Genomic DNA, 15,129 nt, shown 5'->3' with positions numbered 1-15,129 from the left:
CACCATCGACGTCATGGGGGCTCGGACTTTCGGTTACAGCGCGCAGGTGAAGCCGTTCCTGTGGGTGTTCATCGTGGTGACACCGCTGGAGGTCCTGCTCGTGGAGCTGATCATCCCGTGGTTCTGGTTGCGGGCCGTGCTGCTCGTGTTCGGTGTGGTGGGCGCGGCGCTGCTGGGGTGGCAGATCTGGATGCTCTCCAAGTTCCAGCACTCGGTGGACGACGAGTACCTGTGGCTGCGGTACGCGCGTGAGTTCGAGTACCGGATTCCGTTGGCGGCCATCGAGAACGTGACGCAGGGCGCGACGAGCCGGACGCTGCACCGCACGCGGTCCGTTGTGGACGGAACGCTCGTGCTGGAGATCTCCGGCTCCACCAACGTCTCGCTGCGGCTGAACGAACCGCAGGAGGCCGACCTGGGCCGGCGCGGCGCGCACGACGTGACGAAGGTCGAGTTCTGGACCGACGACCCCGGCGGCATGGTTCGCGCGCTGCGAAAATAGGCTCACCCGCATGGTGGAGATCCCCTACGGCAAGCGCATGAAGCCGCGGTACGTGCGGTTCCTGATCATCACGGTGGTCGGGGTCGCGCTGGTCGCGTTCGCCCTGGACATCCCGTGGCTGCTCATCACGCTGCTCGTCCTGGGCGTGCTGAACGCGGTGGTGTGCGTGGGTGCTCTCTACGTGCTGACCAAGCAGCCGCACACCGTCTCCGACGACGAGCTGCGGCTGCGGCAGCTGGGGTTCTTCGACTGGCGCATCCCGACCGCGGACCTCGGCCCCGCCCAGATCGCCGAGCGCACCCACAAGGGGCAGCGCAGCGTCGAGGTGATCGGTGACGCGCTCGTCATCCAGTCGCTGACCAGGACGAACGTGTCCGTGCCGTTCCACGAGCCGCAGCTCGTCGACCTCGGCAAGACGGGCGTGCAGCGGGTCGAGCGCGTCGAGTTCTGGGCGGACGAGCCGGAGAAGGCCGTCCGCGAGATCAACGCCCGGACTACTTAGGCTCCCAGTTCTCCAGGTTCCACCAGGGACCCCAGGCCAGCGCGCCGTAGGAGTTCGGGTCGACCACCGGCTGGTAGCCGTTCCACGAGTCGCGCATCACGTACGCGTGCTCGGGGAAGACCAGCACCGCCATCGACGGCGCGGCGACGAACGCCTGCTGGAAGAGCTTGTACGCCACCGCGCGCTGCGCCGGGTCGATCAGCCTGCGGCCGTTCTCGAGCGCGGCGTCGGCGGCGGGACTGCCCTGGCCGCGCAGGTCGTAGAGCATCAGGTCCGGGTCGAACGGCGAGCCCTCGCCGTAGAGCAGCGCGTCCTGGGCCATGCGCGGGCGGATCGCCTCCCACGACAGGCCGGCGAGCTGCACGTCGACGCCCACGGCCTTGGCGTCGGCCGCGAACGCGGTGGCCAGGTCCGCGCGCAGGTCGTCGCCCAGCGGGTACATCAGCGTGAAACGGGCGGCGACGCCCTCGCGGACCCGGATGCCGTCCGCGCCGGGCACCCAGCCGCCGACGTCGAGCAGCCGCGTCGCCTCGGACTTGTCGAAGCGGAACTTCGCGGTCGGGTCGAACACCTCGGCCAGCGCGTCCGGCACCGGCGTGTACGCGATGGTGCCCTTGCCCTCGAGCAGACTGTCGATCATGCCCTGGCGGTTCGCGGCGAAGTTCAGCGCCAGCCGGACGGAGGCGTTGCCGGTGACCGGGTTGGCCGCGGGCAGCCGCACGGCGCGGTAGTCGGCGCTGCGGTGGTAGTTCACCTGCAGGCCCGACCTGGCGGCGAACTGCGTGGCGATCTTGGGCGGCAGCACCGTGCCGTCGAACTCGCCGGCCTGCATGCGGCCGGCGCGCTGGTTGTCGTCGGTGACGAAGACGATCGTCGCCTTCTTCACCTTGGGCGCGCCGTCGAAGTAGCCCTCGTTGGACTCCAGCAGCAGCCGGTCGCCCTTCTTCCACTCGGTGACCTTGTACGGGCCGGTGCCGACCGGCTGACCGTCCGGGTTCGCCTGCTCGCTGGGCAGGACGCCGAGCACGAGCAGGTGCGGGAACGCCGCCTGCGTCTGCGTGAGGGTGAAACGGACCGTCGACGGGTCGACCTGCTCGACGCCCTTGAGCGTGCTGAACCTGTCCTTGACCGGGTTCCGCAGCGCTGCCGTGTAGGTGGCGACGACGTCCTCGGCGCCGAACGTGCTGCCGTCGGTGAACTTCACGTCGCCGCGCAGCTTCACCGTCCAGCTCAGGCCGTCCGCCGACGGCTGCGGCAGATCGGCCGCGAGTCGCGGGGTCAGCGACCCGTCCTGGCGGTGCTCGACCAGCCCGTCGTAGATCTTCGACACACCCTGCGCGCCGTAGCCGAGCAGCGGGTTCAGCGTCGTGGGCTCGTCGCGGTCCGCCAGCACGATCGACGTGCCGTTCTGCCCACCGTCCGGGCGGGGTGCAGGGGTCTCGGTGCAGCCCGCGACGGCCAGCAACACGACTAGGAGCAGTGGGGAACGCACGGTGTTAGACCCTATCCGGTCAGGACCCTACAGTTGATCCCCATGCGCGTCGCCGTGAGTCAGATCAGCTCGACCACCGATCCCCGCTCCAACCTGGAGCTCGTCCGCGACGCGGTGCGCAGGGCCGAGGGTGCGCGGGTCGTGCTGCTGCCCGAGGCGACGATGTGCCGCTTCGGCGTGCCTCTCGGACCCGTCGCGGAGCCGTTGGACGGTCCGTGGGCGTCCGCGGTGCACGAGATCGCAGTGCAGCACGACGTCGTGGTGGTGGCGGGCATGTTCACGCCCTCCGGTGACCGCGTGACGAACACGCTCCTGGTGACCGGGCCGGACGTCCACGCCGGCTACGACAAGATCCACCTGTTCGACGCGTTCGGGTTCCAGGAGTCGCGCACGGTCGCGCCGGGGTCCGACGTGGTGACGTTCGAGGTCGACGGCGTCACGCTGGGCGTCGCCACCTGCTACGACATCCGCTTTCCCGAGCTCTTCCGCGCGCTGGCCGACAAGGGTGCGTCCGCCGTGCTGGTCGGGGCCTCATGGGGCGCCGGGCCGGGCAAGAAGGAGCAGTGGGAGCTGCTGGTGCGGGCGCGCGCGTTGGACTGCACGTCGTACGTCGTGGCCTGTGGGCAGGCTTATCCCGGTGATCTCGGGTCATCGGCGCCCACCGGGATCGGCTACTCGACCGTCGCCGACCCGTTCGGGAAGGTGGTCGTGCAGCTGTCGGACCAGCCCTCGGACACCATCGTGGACCTGGATCCCGACGTGGTGGCACAGGCACGCGAAGTGTTGCCGGTGCTGGCGAACCGGCGCTTGACCTCCAGTTAGGTCGAGACCACAGGATCGGGGACATGACACTTCCCGAACTGCCCGGCTTCGTCCGCGACCGCAAGGACCTCGACGGCTTCACGCTCTACCGCTCCGGCGACCCTCGGGACCGCCGGGAGCCCGGCTGCGTCGTGCTCGTCACCGTCGACACCGACAGCGAGGCCACCGCGCGGGCGTGGGTCGACTCGGTGTTCGTGGCACTCGCCAGCGAGCCGAACCCCCATCCCGGCGGCATCTCCGCCGCCTTCCACATCCGGGAGGACGGCAGGCGCGTGATCAACTACGCGGAGTGGGTCAGCGAGCAGGACCACGTCGACGCGCTGTCGGGCCGCGGCGGCGGAGTCGGCTCGCCGACGGCCGACTGGCGCCGGGTGCAGAACTTCCCCGGCGTCCAGCACGTGAGCGTCGAGCGGTACCGGCCGGTAGGGCGTGTCCCGTAAGTCTCGTCCGCGACAGTCGCGGCCGTGACTCTCATCGAACGGACTCACGGGACACGCCCTAGCGAAGATCCAGTCCGAGGTCGAGTGACGGGCTGGAGTGCGTGAGGCCGCCGACCGCGAGGTAGTCCACGCCGGTCTCGGCGTACTGGCGGGCCACGTCGAGCGTGAGCCCGCCGGACGCCTCCAGCTTCACGCCGTCCGGACGCCGCCGCACGGCCTGAGCGCACTGCTCGGGCGTGAAGTTGTCCAGCAGCACCAGTTCCGCGCCTTCGGCCAGCGCCTCGTCGAGCTGGTCGAGGCTGTCTACCTCGACCTCCATCAGCAGCTCGGGCGCGTGCGCACGGGCCGCGCGGATCGCGGCGCCGACCGAACCCGCCGCGGCGACGTGGTTGTCCTTGATGAGGATCGCGTCACCGAGGCCCATGCGGTGGTTCACGCCACCGCCGGCCCGCACCGCGTACTTCTGCAGCAAACGCAGGCCCGGCAACGTCTTGCGCGAGTCGCGGACGGCCGCGCCGGTGCCCTCGATCGCGCTCACCCAGCGGGCGGTCTGCGTGGCGATGCCCGACAGGTGGCAGATCAGGTTCAGCGCCGTGCGCTCGACGGTGAGCAGGCCGCGGGTCGGGCCCGTGAGCACCAGGGCCGGCTCGCCGGGCACGGCCTTGTCGCCGTCGGAGGCCTCGGAGAGCACCTCGACCTCGGGCAGGTAGCGCTGGAAAGCCGTGCGGGCGACGGAAACGCCGCACAGCACGCCCGCCGCGCGAGGGGTGATCTCGGCGGTGGCGACGGCCTTCTCCGGCACGGTCGCGAGCGTCGTGGCGTCGAGGCCGTAGCGGAGGTCTTCTTCCAGCGCGAGCTGGATGACCCGGTTCGCGTCGTCCCAGTCGATGGTCATGCGACCCCCTCTGCGAGAACGGGATCGGCCAGCACGGGCTGACCGGTCGGGGTGAGCCGGACGAGCTGGCTGCGCCGCCACGCGTCGGAACGCTCGGTGAAGTCCGTGCGGACGTGGCAGCCGCGTGACTCGGTGCGTTGCTGCGCCGCCGCGATCAGGGCGCGGGCGGCCGTGGTCAGCGCCGCGTCCTCGACCAGTTCGCGGGACTCCAGCTGCTTGTCCACAGTGGACACGTCGAGCACCGAGCCGACGACGGCCAGGCCTTCGGCGTCGCGGCCGATCGCGGCGTAGCGGGACATCACGCGCTGCAACAGGTCGCGGTCCGCGACGGGCGCCGTGGGCAGCGACGGCTCGATCGACCGCGCGGGCGCGATCAGGCCGATGGCGAGGTCGGCGGCGACGGTCTCGGCGGCACGCGTGCCGCAGACCAGGCCTTCGAGCAAGCTGTTGGAGGCCAGGCGGTTCGCGCCGTGCAGACCGGTGCGGGCGACCTCGCCGACCGCGTAGAGGCCCGTCACGCCGGTGCGGCCGTCGACGGTGGAAACCACTCCGCCGCAGGCGAAGTGCGCCGCCGGGGCCACCGGGATCGGGTCCACGGCCGGGTCGATGCCCACCGAGGCGCAGGCCGAGAACACGGTCGGGAAGCGGGTCGCCATGTCGTGCAGCGCCGTCGCGTCCAGGAAGACGTGGTCGTCGACGCCGCCGGGCCCCGCCGCCATGTGCCGGGTGATCGCGGCCGCCACGACGTCGCGCGGAGCCAGGTCCTCGAGCGGGTGCACGCCCTTCATCACGCGGGCACCGGTCGCGTCGATCAGCACGGCACCTTCGCCGCGCACGGCCTCCGTGACGAGCGGGCACCGGCCACGGGCGCCGCGGCCCGTGTAGAGGACGGTCGGGTGGAACTGGATGAACTCGACGTCCGCGGCCAGCGCGCCGGCCCTGAGCGCCAGCGCCAGCCCGTCACCCGTCGCCACCGCGGGGTTCGAGGTCGCCTGGTACATCTGGCCGAGGCCACCGGTCGCCAGCAGCACGGCGGGCGCGGTGAGCACACCGGGCACGCCGTTGCCGTCCAGGACCAGGAGTCCGGCCACGGCACCGAGCGGCGTCTTCACCGCGTCGACCGCGACGTGGTTCTCCAGCAGGGGAACCGTTCCGTCCACAGTGGCCTTGAGCAGGGCGCGCTCGACCTCGGCGCCGGTCGCGTCGCCACCGGCGTGCACGACGCGGAACGCGCTGTGGCCGCCTTCACGGGTGCGTTCGAGCAGGCCGTCCGGCTTCGCGTCGAACACGGCACCGCGCTCGCGCAGCCGGGCGACGGCCGCGGGACCGTCGGTGATGATCGCCGCGACGGCCGCGTCCTCGCAGAGGCCCGCCCCCGCCGTCAGCGTGTCGTCGATGTGCCGCGCGACCGAGTCGCCGACGTCGTGCTGGTCCTCCATGACGACGGCGACGCCGCCCTGGGCCCACCGGGTGTTGCCGTCGTCCCCCGCGGCCTTCGTGACGACCAGGACGCGCAGTCCCAGCTCACGAGCCCGCAGCGCGGCGGTCAGACCCGCCACGCCCGTGCCGACCACGATCAGGTCGGCTCGCGCCTCCCAGCGCGCGGCCATCACTCACCGCCGCCGGGCTTGCCGATCTCGATCATGCGCTGCACGGCACCCTGGGCGCGCTCGGCGGTCTCCAGGTCGACGTGCACCTCGTCCAGGCCGTCACGCACGCAGCGCAGCAGCGCGGCCGGCGTGATCATCTTCATGTAGGTGCAGGACGCGCGGTCGTTCACGGCGCGGAAGTCGATCTCCGGAGCGGCCTTGCGCAGCTGGTGCAGCATGCCGATCTCAGTCGCGACGAGCACCTTGGTCGCCTTGGTCGACCGGGCCGCGGTGATCATGTCGCCGGTCGAGAGGATCTTGACCTTCTCCGCCGGGACGATGCCCTCGCCGCTCAGGTACAGCGCGCTCGTCGCGCAGCCGCACTCCGGGTGGATGAAGAGGTCAGCTTCCGGGTTCGCGGCGGCGCGCTCGGCCAGCTCGGGGCCGTTGATGCCCGCGTGGACGTGGCACTCGCCCGCCCAGATGTGCATGTTCTCGCGACCGGTCTCGCGCTTGACGTGCGCGCCCAGGAACTGGTCCGGGCAGAACAACACCTCGCGGTCCGCCGGGATGGACCTGACGACGTCGACGGCGTTCGAGGACGTGCAGCAGATGTCCGTCTCGGCCTTCACCTCGGCCGTGGTGTTCACGTACGACACGACGACCGCGCCGGGGTGCTCGGCCTTCCACTCGCGCAGCTGCGCGCCCGTGATCGAGTCGGCGAGCGAGCAGCCCGCGCGCTCGTCCGGGATCAGCACGGTCTTCTGCGGGGCGAGGATCTTCGCGGTCTCGGCCATGAAGTGCACGCCGCAGAAGATGATGGTCTGCGCGTCGGACTGCGCGGCGATCCGGCTCAGCGCGAGGGAGTCGCCGGTGTGGTGGGCGATGTCCTGGATCTCGGGCAGCTGGTAGTTGTGCGCCAGGATGACGGCGTCGCGTTCCTTCGCGAGACGCAGCACCTCGTCTCGCCACGCGGCGTTCGGCTCGACTCCGCCGTACACACCCGACGCGGTTCGCTCCACGGTTGCGGTAGCGACCATCACTGCCTCCTCGATCCGGGGTTTTCGCCTACTGGTCGAAAACGTGGCCGATAGTATCAGCCAGGTGGCAGGTGTGGGGCACGAAGTTCTGGCCGCTGTGTTGCGGGTGAGAGGTGCGTCACTCCAGGTCATGCTGTGGGAGCGCGCTCGGGAACCGCACGCTCACCGCTGGTCGTTGCCGGGTGGGGAGCTGCGGGTGGACGAGGACGTCGAGTCCTCCATCCGCCGTCAGCTGGCAGAAAAAGTCGACGTGCGACAGTTGTCACACGTCGAACAGCTCGCCGTGTTCAGCGCGCCGGACCGCGTTCCCGGTCCCCGCGTCGTGGCGACGGCGTTCCTCGGACTGGTGCCTTCGGACGTCGATCCCGAACGGCCGGCGGACACCGAGTGGCACTGCGTGGAGAAGCTGCCCGCGATGGCCTTCGACCACGCCTCGATCGTGGATCGAGCGCGGCACAGGCTCGGCTCGAAGCTGTCGTACACGAACGTCGGTTTCGCACTGGCACCACCGGAGTTCACGATCTCGCTGCTGCGCGACCACTACTCCGCGGCACTGGGCTACCGCGTGTCCGCGACGAACCTGCAGCGCGTGCTGTCGCGCCGGTTGTTGCTGGAGCCCACGGGTGGTACCGCTCCCCCCGGCCCGTCCGGCGGCCGCCCGGCGGCGTTGTTCCGGTTCAGCGCCAAGGGAATCAAGGTGACCGATCCGTTCGCCGTGCTGAGGCCGCCAGGATCCGGCCGTCCGGCGGGCGGGAGTGGCACCACGTAACGTTGGGCGCGTGGCAGAGACGCTTCCGTTGTTCCCCCTGGGCACAGTGCTGCTGCCAGGGGCGTCTTTGCCGTTGCACATCTTCGAACCCCGCTACCGGCAGCTCGTCGTCGACCTGATGACCGGCTCGCTGTTCGGCAGGACGTTCGGCATCGTGTGCATCAAGCAGGGCTGGGAGGTCGGAGCCGACAACGTCCACTCGTTGCAGGACATCGGCTGCTCGGCGGACCTGCTGGACGCCCGGCCGCTGCCCGAGGGCCGCTTCGACATCGTGACGCGCGGGGTGCGGCGGTTCCGGTTGCTGGACGTCGACACGACGACGGCGCCGTACCTGCTGGCCCATGTCGACTACCTGGACGACGCTCCCGTACCCGAGGCCGCCCAGGAGGTCGTGCCGATCCTGGAGCGCGGAGCCCGTGCCGCCCACGAGCGGTACTGCGGCGCCGCCTGGCATCGCGAGGACTGGTCGGCGCCAGGGGAGGACGTCTCGCTGGGAGCCCTGTCGTACCTGCTGGCCGCTGACTGCCTGCTGCCCGTGGAGGATCGGCAGCGGTTGCTGGAGGAGAGGTCGCCGGCTCGGCGGTTGCGGCTGGTGCGGCGGATGCTGCACCGGGAGACCGGGATCCTGAGCGCGTTGAAGGCCGTTCCGGTGCCGTTGACCGAGTTCGGACACGTGCCCAGCCCCAACTAGCCAGACCGCTCGCGGCGCGCCGCTGACGCTGCTGGACGAGTCGCCTCACACTTGTAGCCCGATCGCATACGGGGACCTTTCGTACTGCTCGTGAGTACGGAAGGTCCCTGTGTGCGTTGAGGCGACGCACGCGCGGACCGTTGAGCCGCATCCGCCGACGCCATCAAGCCCATCCGGAAGTGCCGATCGCCGGATCGTTGAATTGTGGCCTTGTGGGATTGTTGAACAATCCTTACTCTGAGTCCCACATCACACCCCACCACTCCTCCACCACGCTGCGAGGTGTCCCATGAGCACGTCCACGACCGAGGAAACAGGCCGTTTCGCCTGGTTCCGCAGTCTCGGCCAGAAGGGCAGGCGCGCGTTCGTCGGCGCCTTCGGCGGCTACGGACTGGACTCGTACGACTACTGGGTCCTGCCCCTGAGCCTGGTCGCGATCACCGGCTACTTCGGCCTCACCAAGGCGGAGGCCGGCCTGCTGGGCACCAGCACGCTGCTGATGAGCGCCATCGGCGGCGCGGTGGCGGGGATCATGGCCGACCGGTTCGGCCGGTCCAGGACGCTGGTCATCACCGTGGCGGCGTACGCGTTCTTCACGGTGCTGTGCGGATTCGCGACGAACTACGAGACCCTGCTGGTCTTCCGCGCGCTGCAGGGCCTCGGTTTCGGTGGCGAGTGGGCGGCCGGGGCGATCCTCGTGGCCGAGTACTGCAAGCCGAAGTACCGCGGGCGGACCGTGGCGTTCATCCAGAGCGCGTGGGCGGTCGGCTGGGGGCTGGCGGTCCTCGTCAACACGCTGGTCGTCTCGTTCGCGGACCCGGCCATCTCCTGGCGCATCATGTTCTGGACGGGTGCACTGCCCGCGGTCCTCATCTTCTACGTGCGCCGCAACGTCGAGGACGCGCCGGAAGCCAAGGCGCAGCTCAAGGAACGCGGCACGTTCCCGAAGATCTTCCAGGGGCCGATCCTCAAGACCACGGTGTTCGCCGCGTTGCTCGCGACCGGTGTGCAGGGCGGGTACTACACGCTCGCGTTGTGGCTGCCCGCGTTCCTGCAGACGGGGCGCGGCCTCACGGTCATCGGCACGGGCGGGTACCTCGCGTTCCTCATCGTCGGCGCCTGGATCGGGTACGTGTGCGGCGGCTACCTCACGGACTACCTGGGGCGCAAGAAGACCTTCGTGCTGTTCGCGGTCGCCAGCGCGTTGCTGATCGTCGCCTACACGCAGATCCCCAACGGCGCCAACACGTTGGTCATGTTCCTCGGCTTCCCGCTCGGGTTCTGCATGAGCGCGATCTTCAGCGGGTTCGGCAGCTACCTCAGCGAGCTCTACCCGACGCACCTGCGCGGCACCGGCCAGGGCTTCACCTACAACTTCGGGCGCGCGTTCGGCGCGGTGTTCCCCGGCGTGGTGGGGTTCATGGCCGACCGGCTCGGCATCGGCGGTGCGATGCTGTTCGGGGCGGCCGCGTACGGGATCGCCGTCGTCGCGCTCATCTGGCTGCCGGAGACGGTCAACAAGGAGCTCGAATGACGACCGCGGGACGAGCACCGGGACAGGCGCAGGCCAACCTGATCGCCGTCCCCAGGGACTGGGCGTACGACTTCCTGCTCTTCACCCACCGCAACCCCAAGCCGTGCCCGGTGCTCGACGTGCTGGACGCGGGCGAGACCGTCAGCGCCCTCAAGCAGGACGCGGACGTGCGCACCCACGCGCCGCGGTACCGCATCTGGGAGAACGGCGAACTGGTGGCGGAGCCCGAGAACGCCACGGACCACTGGCGCGACGACCTGGTGACGTTCCTGATCGGCTGCAGCTTCACGTTCGAGACGGCGCTCACCAACGCGGGAGTACCGCTGCGGCACGTCGAGCAGGGCAGGAACGTCTCCATGTTCGTCACGGACATCCAGTGCCGGCCCGCGGGAAGGCTGCACGGCCCGATGGTCGTGTCGATGCGCTGGATCCCGGAGTCCCTTGTGGACATGGCGCACAAGGTCACGGCGCTCATGCCGTCGGTGCACGGCGCACCGGTCGGTGCGGGCGACCCGAGGATGCTCGGGATCGAGGACATCGGCACGCCGGACTTCGGGGACGCGGTCGAGCACGAACCCGGTGACGTGCCGGTGTTCTGGGCCTGCGGGGTGACTCCTCAGGCTGTGCTGATGAAGTCCAGGCCGCCGTTCGCGATCACGCACGCGCCCGGTCAGATGTTCGTGACGGACATGCCCGACTTCGCCTACCGAGTCGGATAGGCCGCTGGAGAACGGCGCCTCGAGCTCTCAGCCGAGGCGCCGCCCCAGGTCGTCCAAGCCGTTCCACGCCGTGCAGCAGCCGTACGCCAGCGCGGCGCCCAGCGGCCACGCCAGAATTCCCCACCACGTCTCCAGAGCGGGCGCGACGAGCAACGTGTCGTTCGGCTTGATCGACGCCGGCATCGGGTAGGCGGCCAGGGCCAGCTTGCCGCCCATCCACTGCGCCATCCAGCCCGCCGCGAACGAGCCGGCGGTCATCCCCAGCATCACGACCGGTCCGCGCCGCTGCCGCAGCAGCCACGTCGAGATCCCGGTGACCACGCCGGCGCCGAGACCGATCAGCACGAACACCATCAGCGCGTCGAGCCGGTGGTAGCTCTCCACCCCGATCGGGTAGAACTTGCTGTCCTGCGCCGAGACGATCTTGAGCTGGGCCGGTGCCAGCCACGACCAGAGGTACGCGGCCGGCAGCCCGAACGCGAACGTCGTCAGCGCCACCACGAGGCCCGGCAGCAGATCCCGCTTCACCACCACCTTCGGCCGCGGCCGCGGGTAGTAGTGGTAGACGTACGGCGGCTCCGGCACGGGTTCGATGCGCACCGGCGCTGCTTTTTCGTCCATTCGCGAGAGGTTACTACCGAGCCGACGCGGTCTCTCCGTGGCGGCTGCAGCGCGCCGTCCAGCCGTCCGGGGTCACCTGGACGACCATGCGGCGCGCGCACTCAGGGCAGTAGCGCGGCGGGTCGATCATGGAGAGGCGCTGACGGCAGAACGCGTGGTCGCCGTCAGCCTCTTCCTTGCCGCAGAAAGCGCAATACACAGCCGTCGTCATCACAGGGTCTGGCTCAGCGCCTTGATCGGCATCGACAGCTCTTCGAGCATGTCGAGGTCCTGCTGCGCGGGACGGCCGAGGTTCGTCAGGTAGTTGCCGACGATGATCGCGTTGATGCCGCCGAGCATGCCCTGCTTCGCACCCAGGTCGCCGAACGTCAGCTCACGGCCGCCGGCGAACCGCAGGATCGTGCGCGGCAGCGCCAGCCGGAACGCGCCGACCGTGCGCAGCGCCTCGGCGCCCTCGACGACCGGGTAGTTCTCGTACGGCGTGCCGGGGTTCGGGATGAGGAAGTTCAGCGGGACCTCGTCCGGCTCCAGCTCGGCGAGCTGCACGGCGAACTCCGCGCGCTGCGCCAGCGTCTCCCCCATGCCGATGATGCCGCCGCAGCAGACCTCCATGCCGGCGTCGCGGATCATCCGCAGCGTGTCCCAGCGCTCCTCCCAGGAGTGCGTGGTCACGACCTCGGGGAAGTGCGAGCGGGCGGTCTCGAGGTTGTGGTTGTAGCGGTGCACGCCCATCGCCACGAGCTCGTCGACCTGCTCCTGGGTGAGCATGCCGAGCGAGCAGGCGATCTGGATGTCGTTGCCGTCCGCGCGGATGGCCTTGATGCCGTCGCGCACCTGCGAGAGCAGTCGCTTGTCCGGGCCTCGCACGGCCGCGACGATGCAGAACTCGGTCGCGCCGGTGTCGCGGGTCTGCCGCGCCGCGCGGACCAGGCCGGGGATGTCCAGCCACGCCGAGCGCACGGGCGAGGGGAACTGGCCCGACTGCGAGCAGAAGTGGCAGTCCTCGGGGCAGCCGCCGGTCTTGAGCGACACGATGCCCTCGACCTCGACCTCCGGGCCGCACCAGCGTTCACGAACCTCGTGCGCCAGCGCGAGCAGCTCGGGGATCCGGTCCTCGGGGAGCTCCAGCACCTTCAGCACCTGAGCCTCGGTGAGCCCGACGCCTCGTTCGAGCACCTGCTCACGAGCCTCGTCGAGCACGTCGATCTGTTCCGGTGCTGCGGTCACGATCTCTCCTCCTCTGTGGCCTGGCGAGCCAGTGTGCCTCACTGAATCCTTCCTCGTGCAGCGATGTAGGTCACTGGACCGCGAATTGAGCCGCGAACGTCTCCGGGTCGAACTCCCCGCCGAACCACGGTGAAAACGATCTCCTGGCGACGGCGAGGAAGTCCACGGGACCGAGCTTCGTCACACCCTGCGGCAGCGCGCCGAGCAGCGGTGCGCCCGCGGCCTCCGGCAGGTCGGCCAGGTTCGTGAGCGAGGCGAGGTCGGGGTGCAGCGGCCAGCTGCCCACCACGACACCGATCGACTCGAGCCCACGCCGCTGCAACGCCTCGGCCGTCAGCGCGGTCGTGTTCAACGTGCCGAGCCCGGCCTGAGCCACGATCAGGACCGGCGCGTTCACCGCCCACGCGATGTCGGCCAGCGTCGAGCCGGCCTCGTCGAACCGCACCAGCAGCCCGCCCGCGCCCTCGACCAGCACCAGGTCGTGGGTCTCGTCGAGCGCGGTCACCTCGGCGGCCACGTCCTTGGGGTGCACGGTGGCCATGCCCGCGCGTCTCGCCGCGGTCGCCGGGGCCAGTGGGTCGGGGTATCTGGCCAGCTCACGGGTCGTCACGTCGCCCGCCAGCCGCGCCACCTCCGCGACGTCGCCCGGCTCGCCGGGCAGCAGGCCGGTCTGCGCGGGCTTGAGCACCGCGACCCGTCTGCCTTCTGCCCTGGCCAGCGCCGCGATGCCCGCGGTCACGGCGGTCTTGCCGACCTCGGTCCCGGTTCCGGTGATCACCAGCACGCTCACAGGTGCTCACCTTATTGGATCGATGGTCCTCCGGAGGTCGAGCGGCTCGGTTGCGTCACCTACGGTGAGGCCATGACCGAGCAACCGATCGTGATGTACGGCGCCGAGTGGTGTGGCGACTGCCGCCGCGCCAAGTCGTGGCTGACCCGCAGCAACGTTCCGTTCACCTACGTCGACGTCGAGAACGACGACGAGGCGCGGGACAGGGCGATCGAGATCGCGGGCCGCAAGAACATCCCCGTCGTCGTGCTGCCGAACGGCGAGTTCCTGGTCGAGCCGACCGACACTCAGCTCGCCGCCGCGATCACGCCCTGACAGATCGCCGCGATGTCGTCGTCCGTGCTGATGAACGGCGGCATCGTGTAGATCAGGTCGCGGAACGGCCGCAGCCACACCCCTGCGTCGACCGCCGCCTTGGTGGCACGGGCCATGTCCACGGGCTCATGGAGCTGCACCACGCCGATAGCGCCCAGCACGCGCACGTCCCGAACGCCGGGCAACGCGCGTGCGGGCGCGAGTCCCGCTATCAGACCGGCCGAGATCCGGGCGACCTCGCGCTTCCAGTCCTGCGACAGCAGCAGGTCGATCGACGCCAGCGACACCGCCGCCGCCAGCGGGTTGCCCATGAACGTCGGCCCGTGCGCGAGCACCGGCACCTCGCCCTTGCTGATCCCGTCCGCCACCCGTGACGTGCACAGGGTGGCGGCCATCGTCAGGTACCCGCCGGTCAGCGACTTGCCCAGGCACATCACGTCCGGGCTGACGTTCGCGTGATCGGCACCGAACAGCTCGCCCGTGCGGCCGAAGCCCGTGGCGATCTCGTCGAACACCAGCAGCACGTCGTGCGTATAAGCCAGCTCGCGCAACACGTGCAGGTAGCGCGGGTCGTGGAAGCGCATGCCCCCGGCGCCCTGCACGACCGGCTCGACGATGATCGCGGCGAGTTCGTCCGCGTGTTCCTCGATCAGGTCGGCGAGGTGCTGGACGTACGCGGTGTCCATCTCGGCCGGCGGCGCGTCCGCGAACACCTGCTGCGGCAGGATTCCGCGCCACAGCGAGTGCATCCCGCCGTCGGGGTCGCAGACGGACATCGGGTTGAACGTGTCACCGTGGTAGCCGCCGCGCCACGTCATCAGCCGGTGCTTCTCCGGCCGGTTCTGCGAACGCCAGTACTGCAGGCACATCTTCACCGCGACCTCGACCGACACCGAGCCGGAGTCGCAGAGGAACACGTGCTGCAACGGTTCGGGGGTGATCTCGACCAGCTTCGCGGCGAGCCTGATGGCGGGCTCGTGCGTGAGCCCGCCGAACATCACGTGGCTCATCCGGCCGATCTGGTCGGTGACGGCCGCGTCCAGCACCGGGTGGCGGTAGCCGTGAATGGCCGCCCACCACGACGACATGCCGTCGACGAGCTCACGGCCGTCCGCGAGCTTGAGCCGGACACCCGAGGCCCCGGAGACGAGCAACGGCTCCTGGGTGCCCGGCATCGGGCC

18 protein-coding genes are annotated in these 15,129 nt (G+C 70.1%); 9 read left to right on the top strand and 9 right to left on the bottom strand.

Annotated elements, in window-relative coordinates:
• Positions 1 to 13 precede the first annotated feature (13 nt).
• Positions 14 to 502 (top strand): hypothetical protein, encoded by a 489-nt coding sequence (locus tag LX88_RS12725; RefSeq protein WP_258947973.1) that lies wholly within the window; start codon positions 14 to 16, stop codon positions 500 to 502.
• A gap of 10 nt (positions 503 to 512) precedes the next feature.
• Positions 513 to 1,004: a hypothetical protein gene (locus LX88_RS12720; RefSeq protein ID WP_258947972.1), complete on the top strand. Its 492-nt coding sequence runs from the start codon at positions 513 to 515 to the stop codon at positions 1,002 to 1,004.
• On the opposite strand, the gene LX88_RS12715 is transcribed toward LX88_RS12720, so the two are convergent.
• On the bottom strand, positions 997 to 2,496 hold the full coding sequence (locus tag LX88_RS12715) for an ABC transporter substrate-binding protein (protein ID WP_258947971.1): 1,500 nt from the start codon (positions 2,494 to 2,496) through the stop codon (positions 997 to 999). The two genes, LX88_RS12720 and LX88_RS12715, sit on opposite strands and share 8 nt — an antisense overlap.
• A 42-nt stretch (positions 2,497 to 2,538) precedes the next feature.
• Here LX88_RS12715 and LX88_RS12710 point away from each other — a divergent pair, with 42 nt between their 5' ends.
• On the top strand, positions 2,539 to 3,318 hold the full coding sequence (locus LX88_RS12710) for a carbon-nitrogen hydrolase family protein (protein WP_258947970.1): 780 nt from the start codon (positions 2,539 to 2,541) through the stop codon (positions 3,316 to 3,318).
• 23 nt (positions 3,319 to 3,341) lie between these two features.
• Complete coding sequence (locus LX88_RS12705; RefSeq protein ID WP_258947969.1) at positions 3,342 to 3,758, top strand: antibiotic biosynthesis monooxygenase; 417 nt, start codon at positions 3,342 to 3,344, stop codon at positions 3,756 to 3,758.
• 58 nt (positions 3,759 to 3,816) lie between these two features.
• Here the strand turns inward: LX88_RS12705 and nadC are convergent, their stop codons facing one another.
• The 3 genes from nadC to nadA are packed head-to-tail and all read right to left on the bottom strand — an operon-like array spanning position 3,817 to position 7,282.
• Positions 3,817 to 4,653 carry a carboxylating nicotinate-nucleotide diphosphorylase gene (gene nadC, locus LX88_RS12700; protein ID WP_258947968.1) on the bottom strand — a complete coding sequence of 279 codons (837 nt, stop codon included), beginning with the start codon at positions 4,651 to 4,653 and terminating at the stop codon, positions 3,817 to 3,819.
• Positions 4,650 to 6,263 (bottom strand): L-aspartate oxidase, encoded by a 1,614-nt coding sequence (locus tag LX88_RS12695; protein ID WP_258947967.1) that lies wholly within the window; start codon positions 6,261 to 6,263, stop codon positions 4,650 to 4,652. The genes nadC and LX88_RS12695 overlap by 4 nt, the downstream gene beginning before the upstream one ends.
• On the bottom strand, positions 6,263 to 7,282 hold the full coding sequence (gene nadA, locus LX88_RS12690) for a quinolinate synthase NadA (RefSeq protein ID WP_090067533.1): 1,020 nt from the start codon (positions 7,280 to 7,282) through the stop codon (positions 6,263 to 6,265). The genes LX88_RS12695 and nadA overlap by 1 nt, the downstream gene beginning before the upstream one ends.
• A gap of 73 nt (positions 7,283 to 7,355) precedes the next feature.
• Between nadA and LX88_RS12685 the strand changes: the two genes are divergently transcribed.
• The 4 genes from LX88_RS12685 (at position 7,356) to LX88_RS12670 (ending at position 10,995) form a co-directional block, all read left to right on the top strand.
• On the top strand, positions 7,356 to 8,051 hold the full coding sequence (locus tag LX88_RS12685; protein ID WP_258947966.1) for an NUDIX hydrolase: 696 nt from the start codon (positions 7,356 to 7,358) through the stop codon (positions 8,049 to 8,051).
• A gap of 10 nt (positions 8,052 to 8,061) precedes the next feature.
• Positions 8,062 to 8,742 carry an LON peptidase substrate-binding domain-containing protein gene (locus tag LX88_RS12680; RefSeq protein WP_258947965.1) on the top strand — a complete coding sequence of 227 codons (681 nt, stop codon included), beginning with the start codon at positions 8,062 to 8,064 and terminating at the stop codon, positions 8,740 to 8,742.
• 289 nt (positions 8,743 to 9,031) lie between these two features.
• Complete coding sequence (locus LX88_RS12675; protein WP_258947964.1) at positions 9,032 to 10,276, top strand: MFS transporter; 1,245 nt, start codon at positions 9,032 to 9,034, stop codon at positions 10,274 to 10,276.
• The gene (locus LX88_RS12670; RefSeq protein WP_258947963.1) at positions 10,273 to 10,995 is read left to right on the top strand and encodes a putative hydro-lyase; all 723 of its coding nucleotides are present in this window, start codon (positions 10,273 to 10,275) and stop codon (positions 10,993 to 10,995) included. The genes LX88_RS12675 and LX88_RS12670 overlap by 4 nt, the downstream gene beginning before the upstream one ends.
• Before the next feature lie 27 nt (positions 10,996 to 11,022).
• Here the strand turns inward: LX88_RS12670 and LX88_RS12665 are convergent, their stop codons facing one another.
• The 4 genes from LX88_RS12665 to bioD form a co-directional block, all read right to left on the bottom strand.
• Entirely contained in the window at positions 11,023 to 11,616 is a 594-nt protein-coding gene (locus LX88_RS12665; protein WP_258947962.1) for a DUF2567 domain-containing protein, read from the bottom strand.
• A 13-nt stretch (positions 11,617 to 11,629) separates the two neighbouring features.
• Positions 11,630 to 11,827 carry a biotin synthase auxiliary protein BsaP gene (gene bsaP, locus LX88_RS12660; protein ID WP_258947961.1) on the bottom strand — a complete coding sequence of 66 codons (198 nt, stop codon included), beginning with the start codon at positions 11,825 to 11,827 and terminating at the stop codon, positions 11,630 to 11,632.
• Complete coding sequence (gene bioB / locus LX88_RS12655) at positions 11,827 to 12,843, bottom strand: biotin synthase BioB (RefSeq protein ID WP_090067528.1); 1,017 nt, start codon at positions 12,841 to 12,843, stop codon at positions 11,827 to 11,829. The genes bsaP and bioB overlap by 1 nt, the downstream gene beginning before the upstream one ends.
• Before the next feature lie 70 nt (positions 12,844 to 12,913).
• Entirely contained in the window at positions 12,914 to 13,633 is a 720-nt protein-coding gene (gene bioD / locus LX88_RS12650; RefSeq protein ID WP_258947960.1) for a dethiobiotin synthase, read from the bottom strand.
• A gap of 72 nt (positions 13,634 to 13,705) precedes the next feature.
• Here bioD and LX88_RS12645 point away from each other — a divergent pair, with 72 nt between their 5' ends.
• Entirely contained in the window at positions 13,706 to 13,948 is a 243-nt protein-coding gene (locus LX88_RS12645) for a glutaredoxin family protein (protein ID WP_258947959.1), read from the top strand.
• Here the strand turns inward: LX88_RS12645 and LX88_RS12640 are convergent.
• Positions 13,921 to 15,123: an adenosylmethionine--8-amino-7-oxononanoate transaminase gene (locus LX88_RS12640; RefSeq protein WP_258948242.1), complete on the bottom strand. Its 1,203-nt coding sequence runs from the start codon at positions 15,121 to 15,123 to the stop codon at positions 13,921 to 13,923. The genes LX88_RS12645 and LX88_RS12640 overlap by 28 nt on opposite strands.
• Positions 15,124 to 15,129: the final 6 nt, after the last annotated feature.

The sequence above is a fragment of the Lentzea californiensis genome (assembly GCF_024648825.1).
In the GTDB taxonomy this organism is placed as follows: Bacteria; Actinomycetota; Actinomycetes; order Mycobacteriales; family Pseudonocardiaceae; genus Lentzea; species Lentzea californiensis.
This window is presented reverse-complemented; position numbering and strand designations above follow the sequence as displayed.

Bases quoted from the DNA above. Each gene is read 5' to 3' on its own strand.
- LX88_RS12725 (WP_258947973.1), top strand. From the start codon at position 14: ATGGGGGCTCGGACTTTCGGTTACAGCGCGCAGGTGAAGCCGTTCCTG.
- LX88_RS12720 (WP_258947972.1), top strand. From the start codon at position 513: ATGGTGGAGATCCCCTACGGCAAGCGCATGAAGCCGCGGTACGTGCGG.
- LX88_RS12710 (WP_258947970.1), top strand. From the start codon at position 2,539: ATGCGCGTCGCCGTGAGTCAGATCAGCTCGACCACCGATCCCCGCTCC.
- LX88_RS12705 (WP_258947969.1), top strand. From the start codon at position 3,342: ATGACACTTCCCGAACTGCCCGGCTTCGTCCGCGACCGCAAGGACCTC.
- nadC (WP_258947968.1), bottom strand. From the start codon at position 4,653: ATGACCATCGACTGGGACGACGCGAACCGGGTCATCCAGCTCGCGCTG.
- LX88_RS12695 (WP_258947967.1), bottom strand. From the start codon at position 6,263: ATGGCCGCGCGCTGGGAGGCGCGAGCCGACCTGATCGTGGTCGGCACG.
- nadA (WP_090067533.1), bottom strand. From the start codon at position 7,282: ATGGTCGCTACCGCAACCGTGGAGCGAACCGCGTCGGGTGTGTACGGC.
- LX88_RS12675 (WP_258947964.1), top strand. From the start codon at position 9,032: ATGAGCACGTCCACGACCGAGGAAACAGGCCGTTTCGCCTGGTTCCGC.
- LX88_RS12670 (WP_258947963.1), top strand. From the start codon at position 10,273: ATGACGACCGCGGGACGAGCACCGGGACAGGCGCAGGCCAACCTGATC.
- LX88_RS12665 (WP_258947962.1), bottom strand. From the start codon at position 11,616: ATGGACGAAAAAGCAGCGCCGGTGCGCATCGAACCCGTGCCGGAGCCG.
- bsaP (WP_258947961.1), bottom strand. From the start codon at position 11,827: ATGACGACGGCTGTGTATTGCGCTTTCTGCGGCAAGGAAGAGGCTGAC.
- LX88_RS12645 (WP_258947959.1), top strand. From the start codon at position 13,706: ATGACCGAGCAACCGATCGTGATGTACGGCGCCGAGTGGTGTGGCGAC.
- LX88_RS12640 (WP_258948242.1), bottom strand. From the start codon at position 15,123: ATGCCGGGCACCCAGGAGCCGTTGCTCGTCTCCGGGGCCTCGGGTGTC.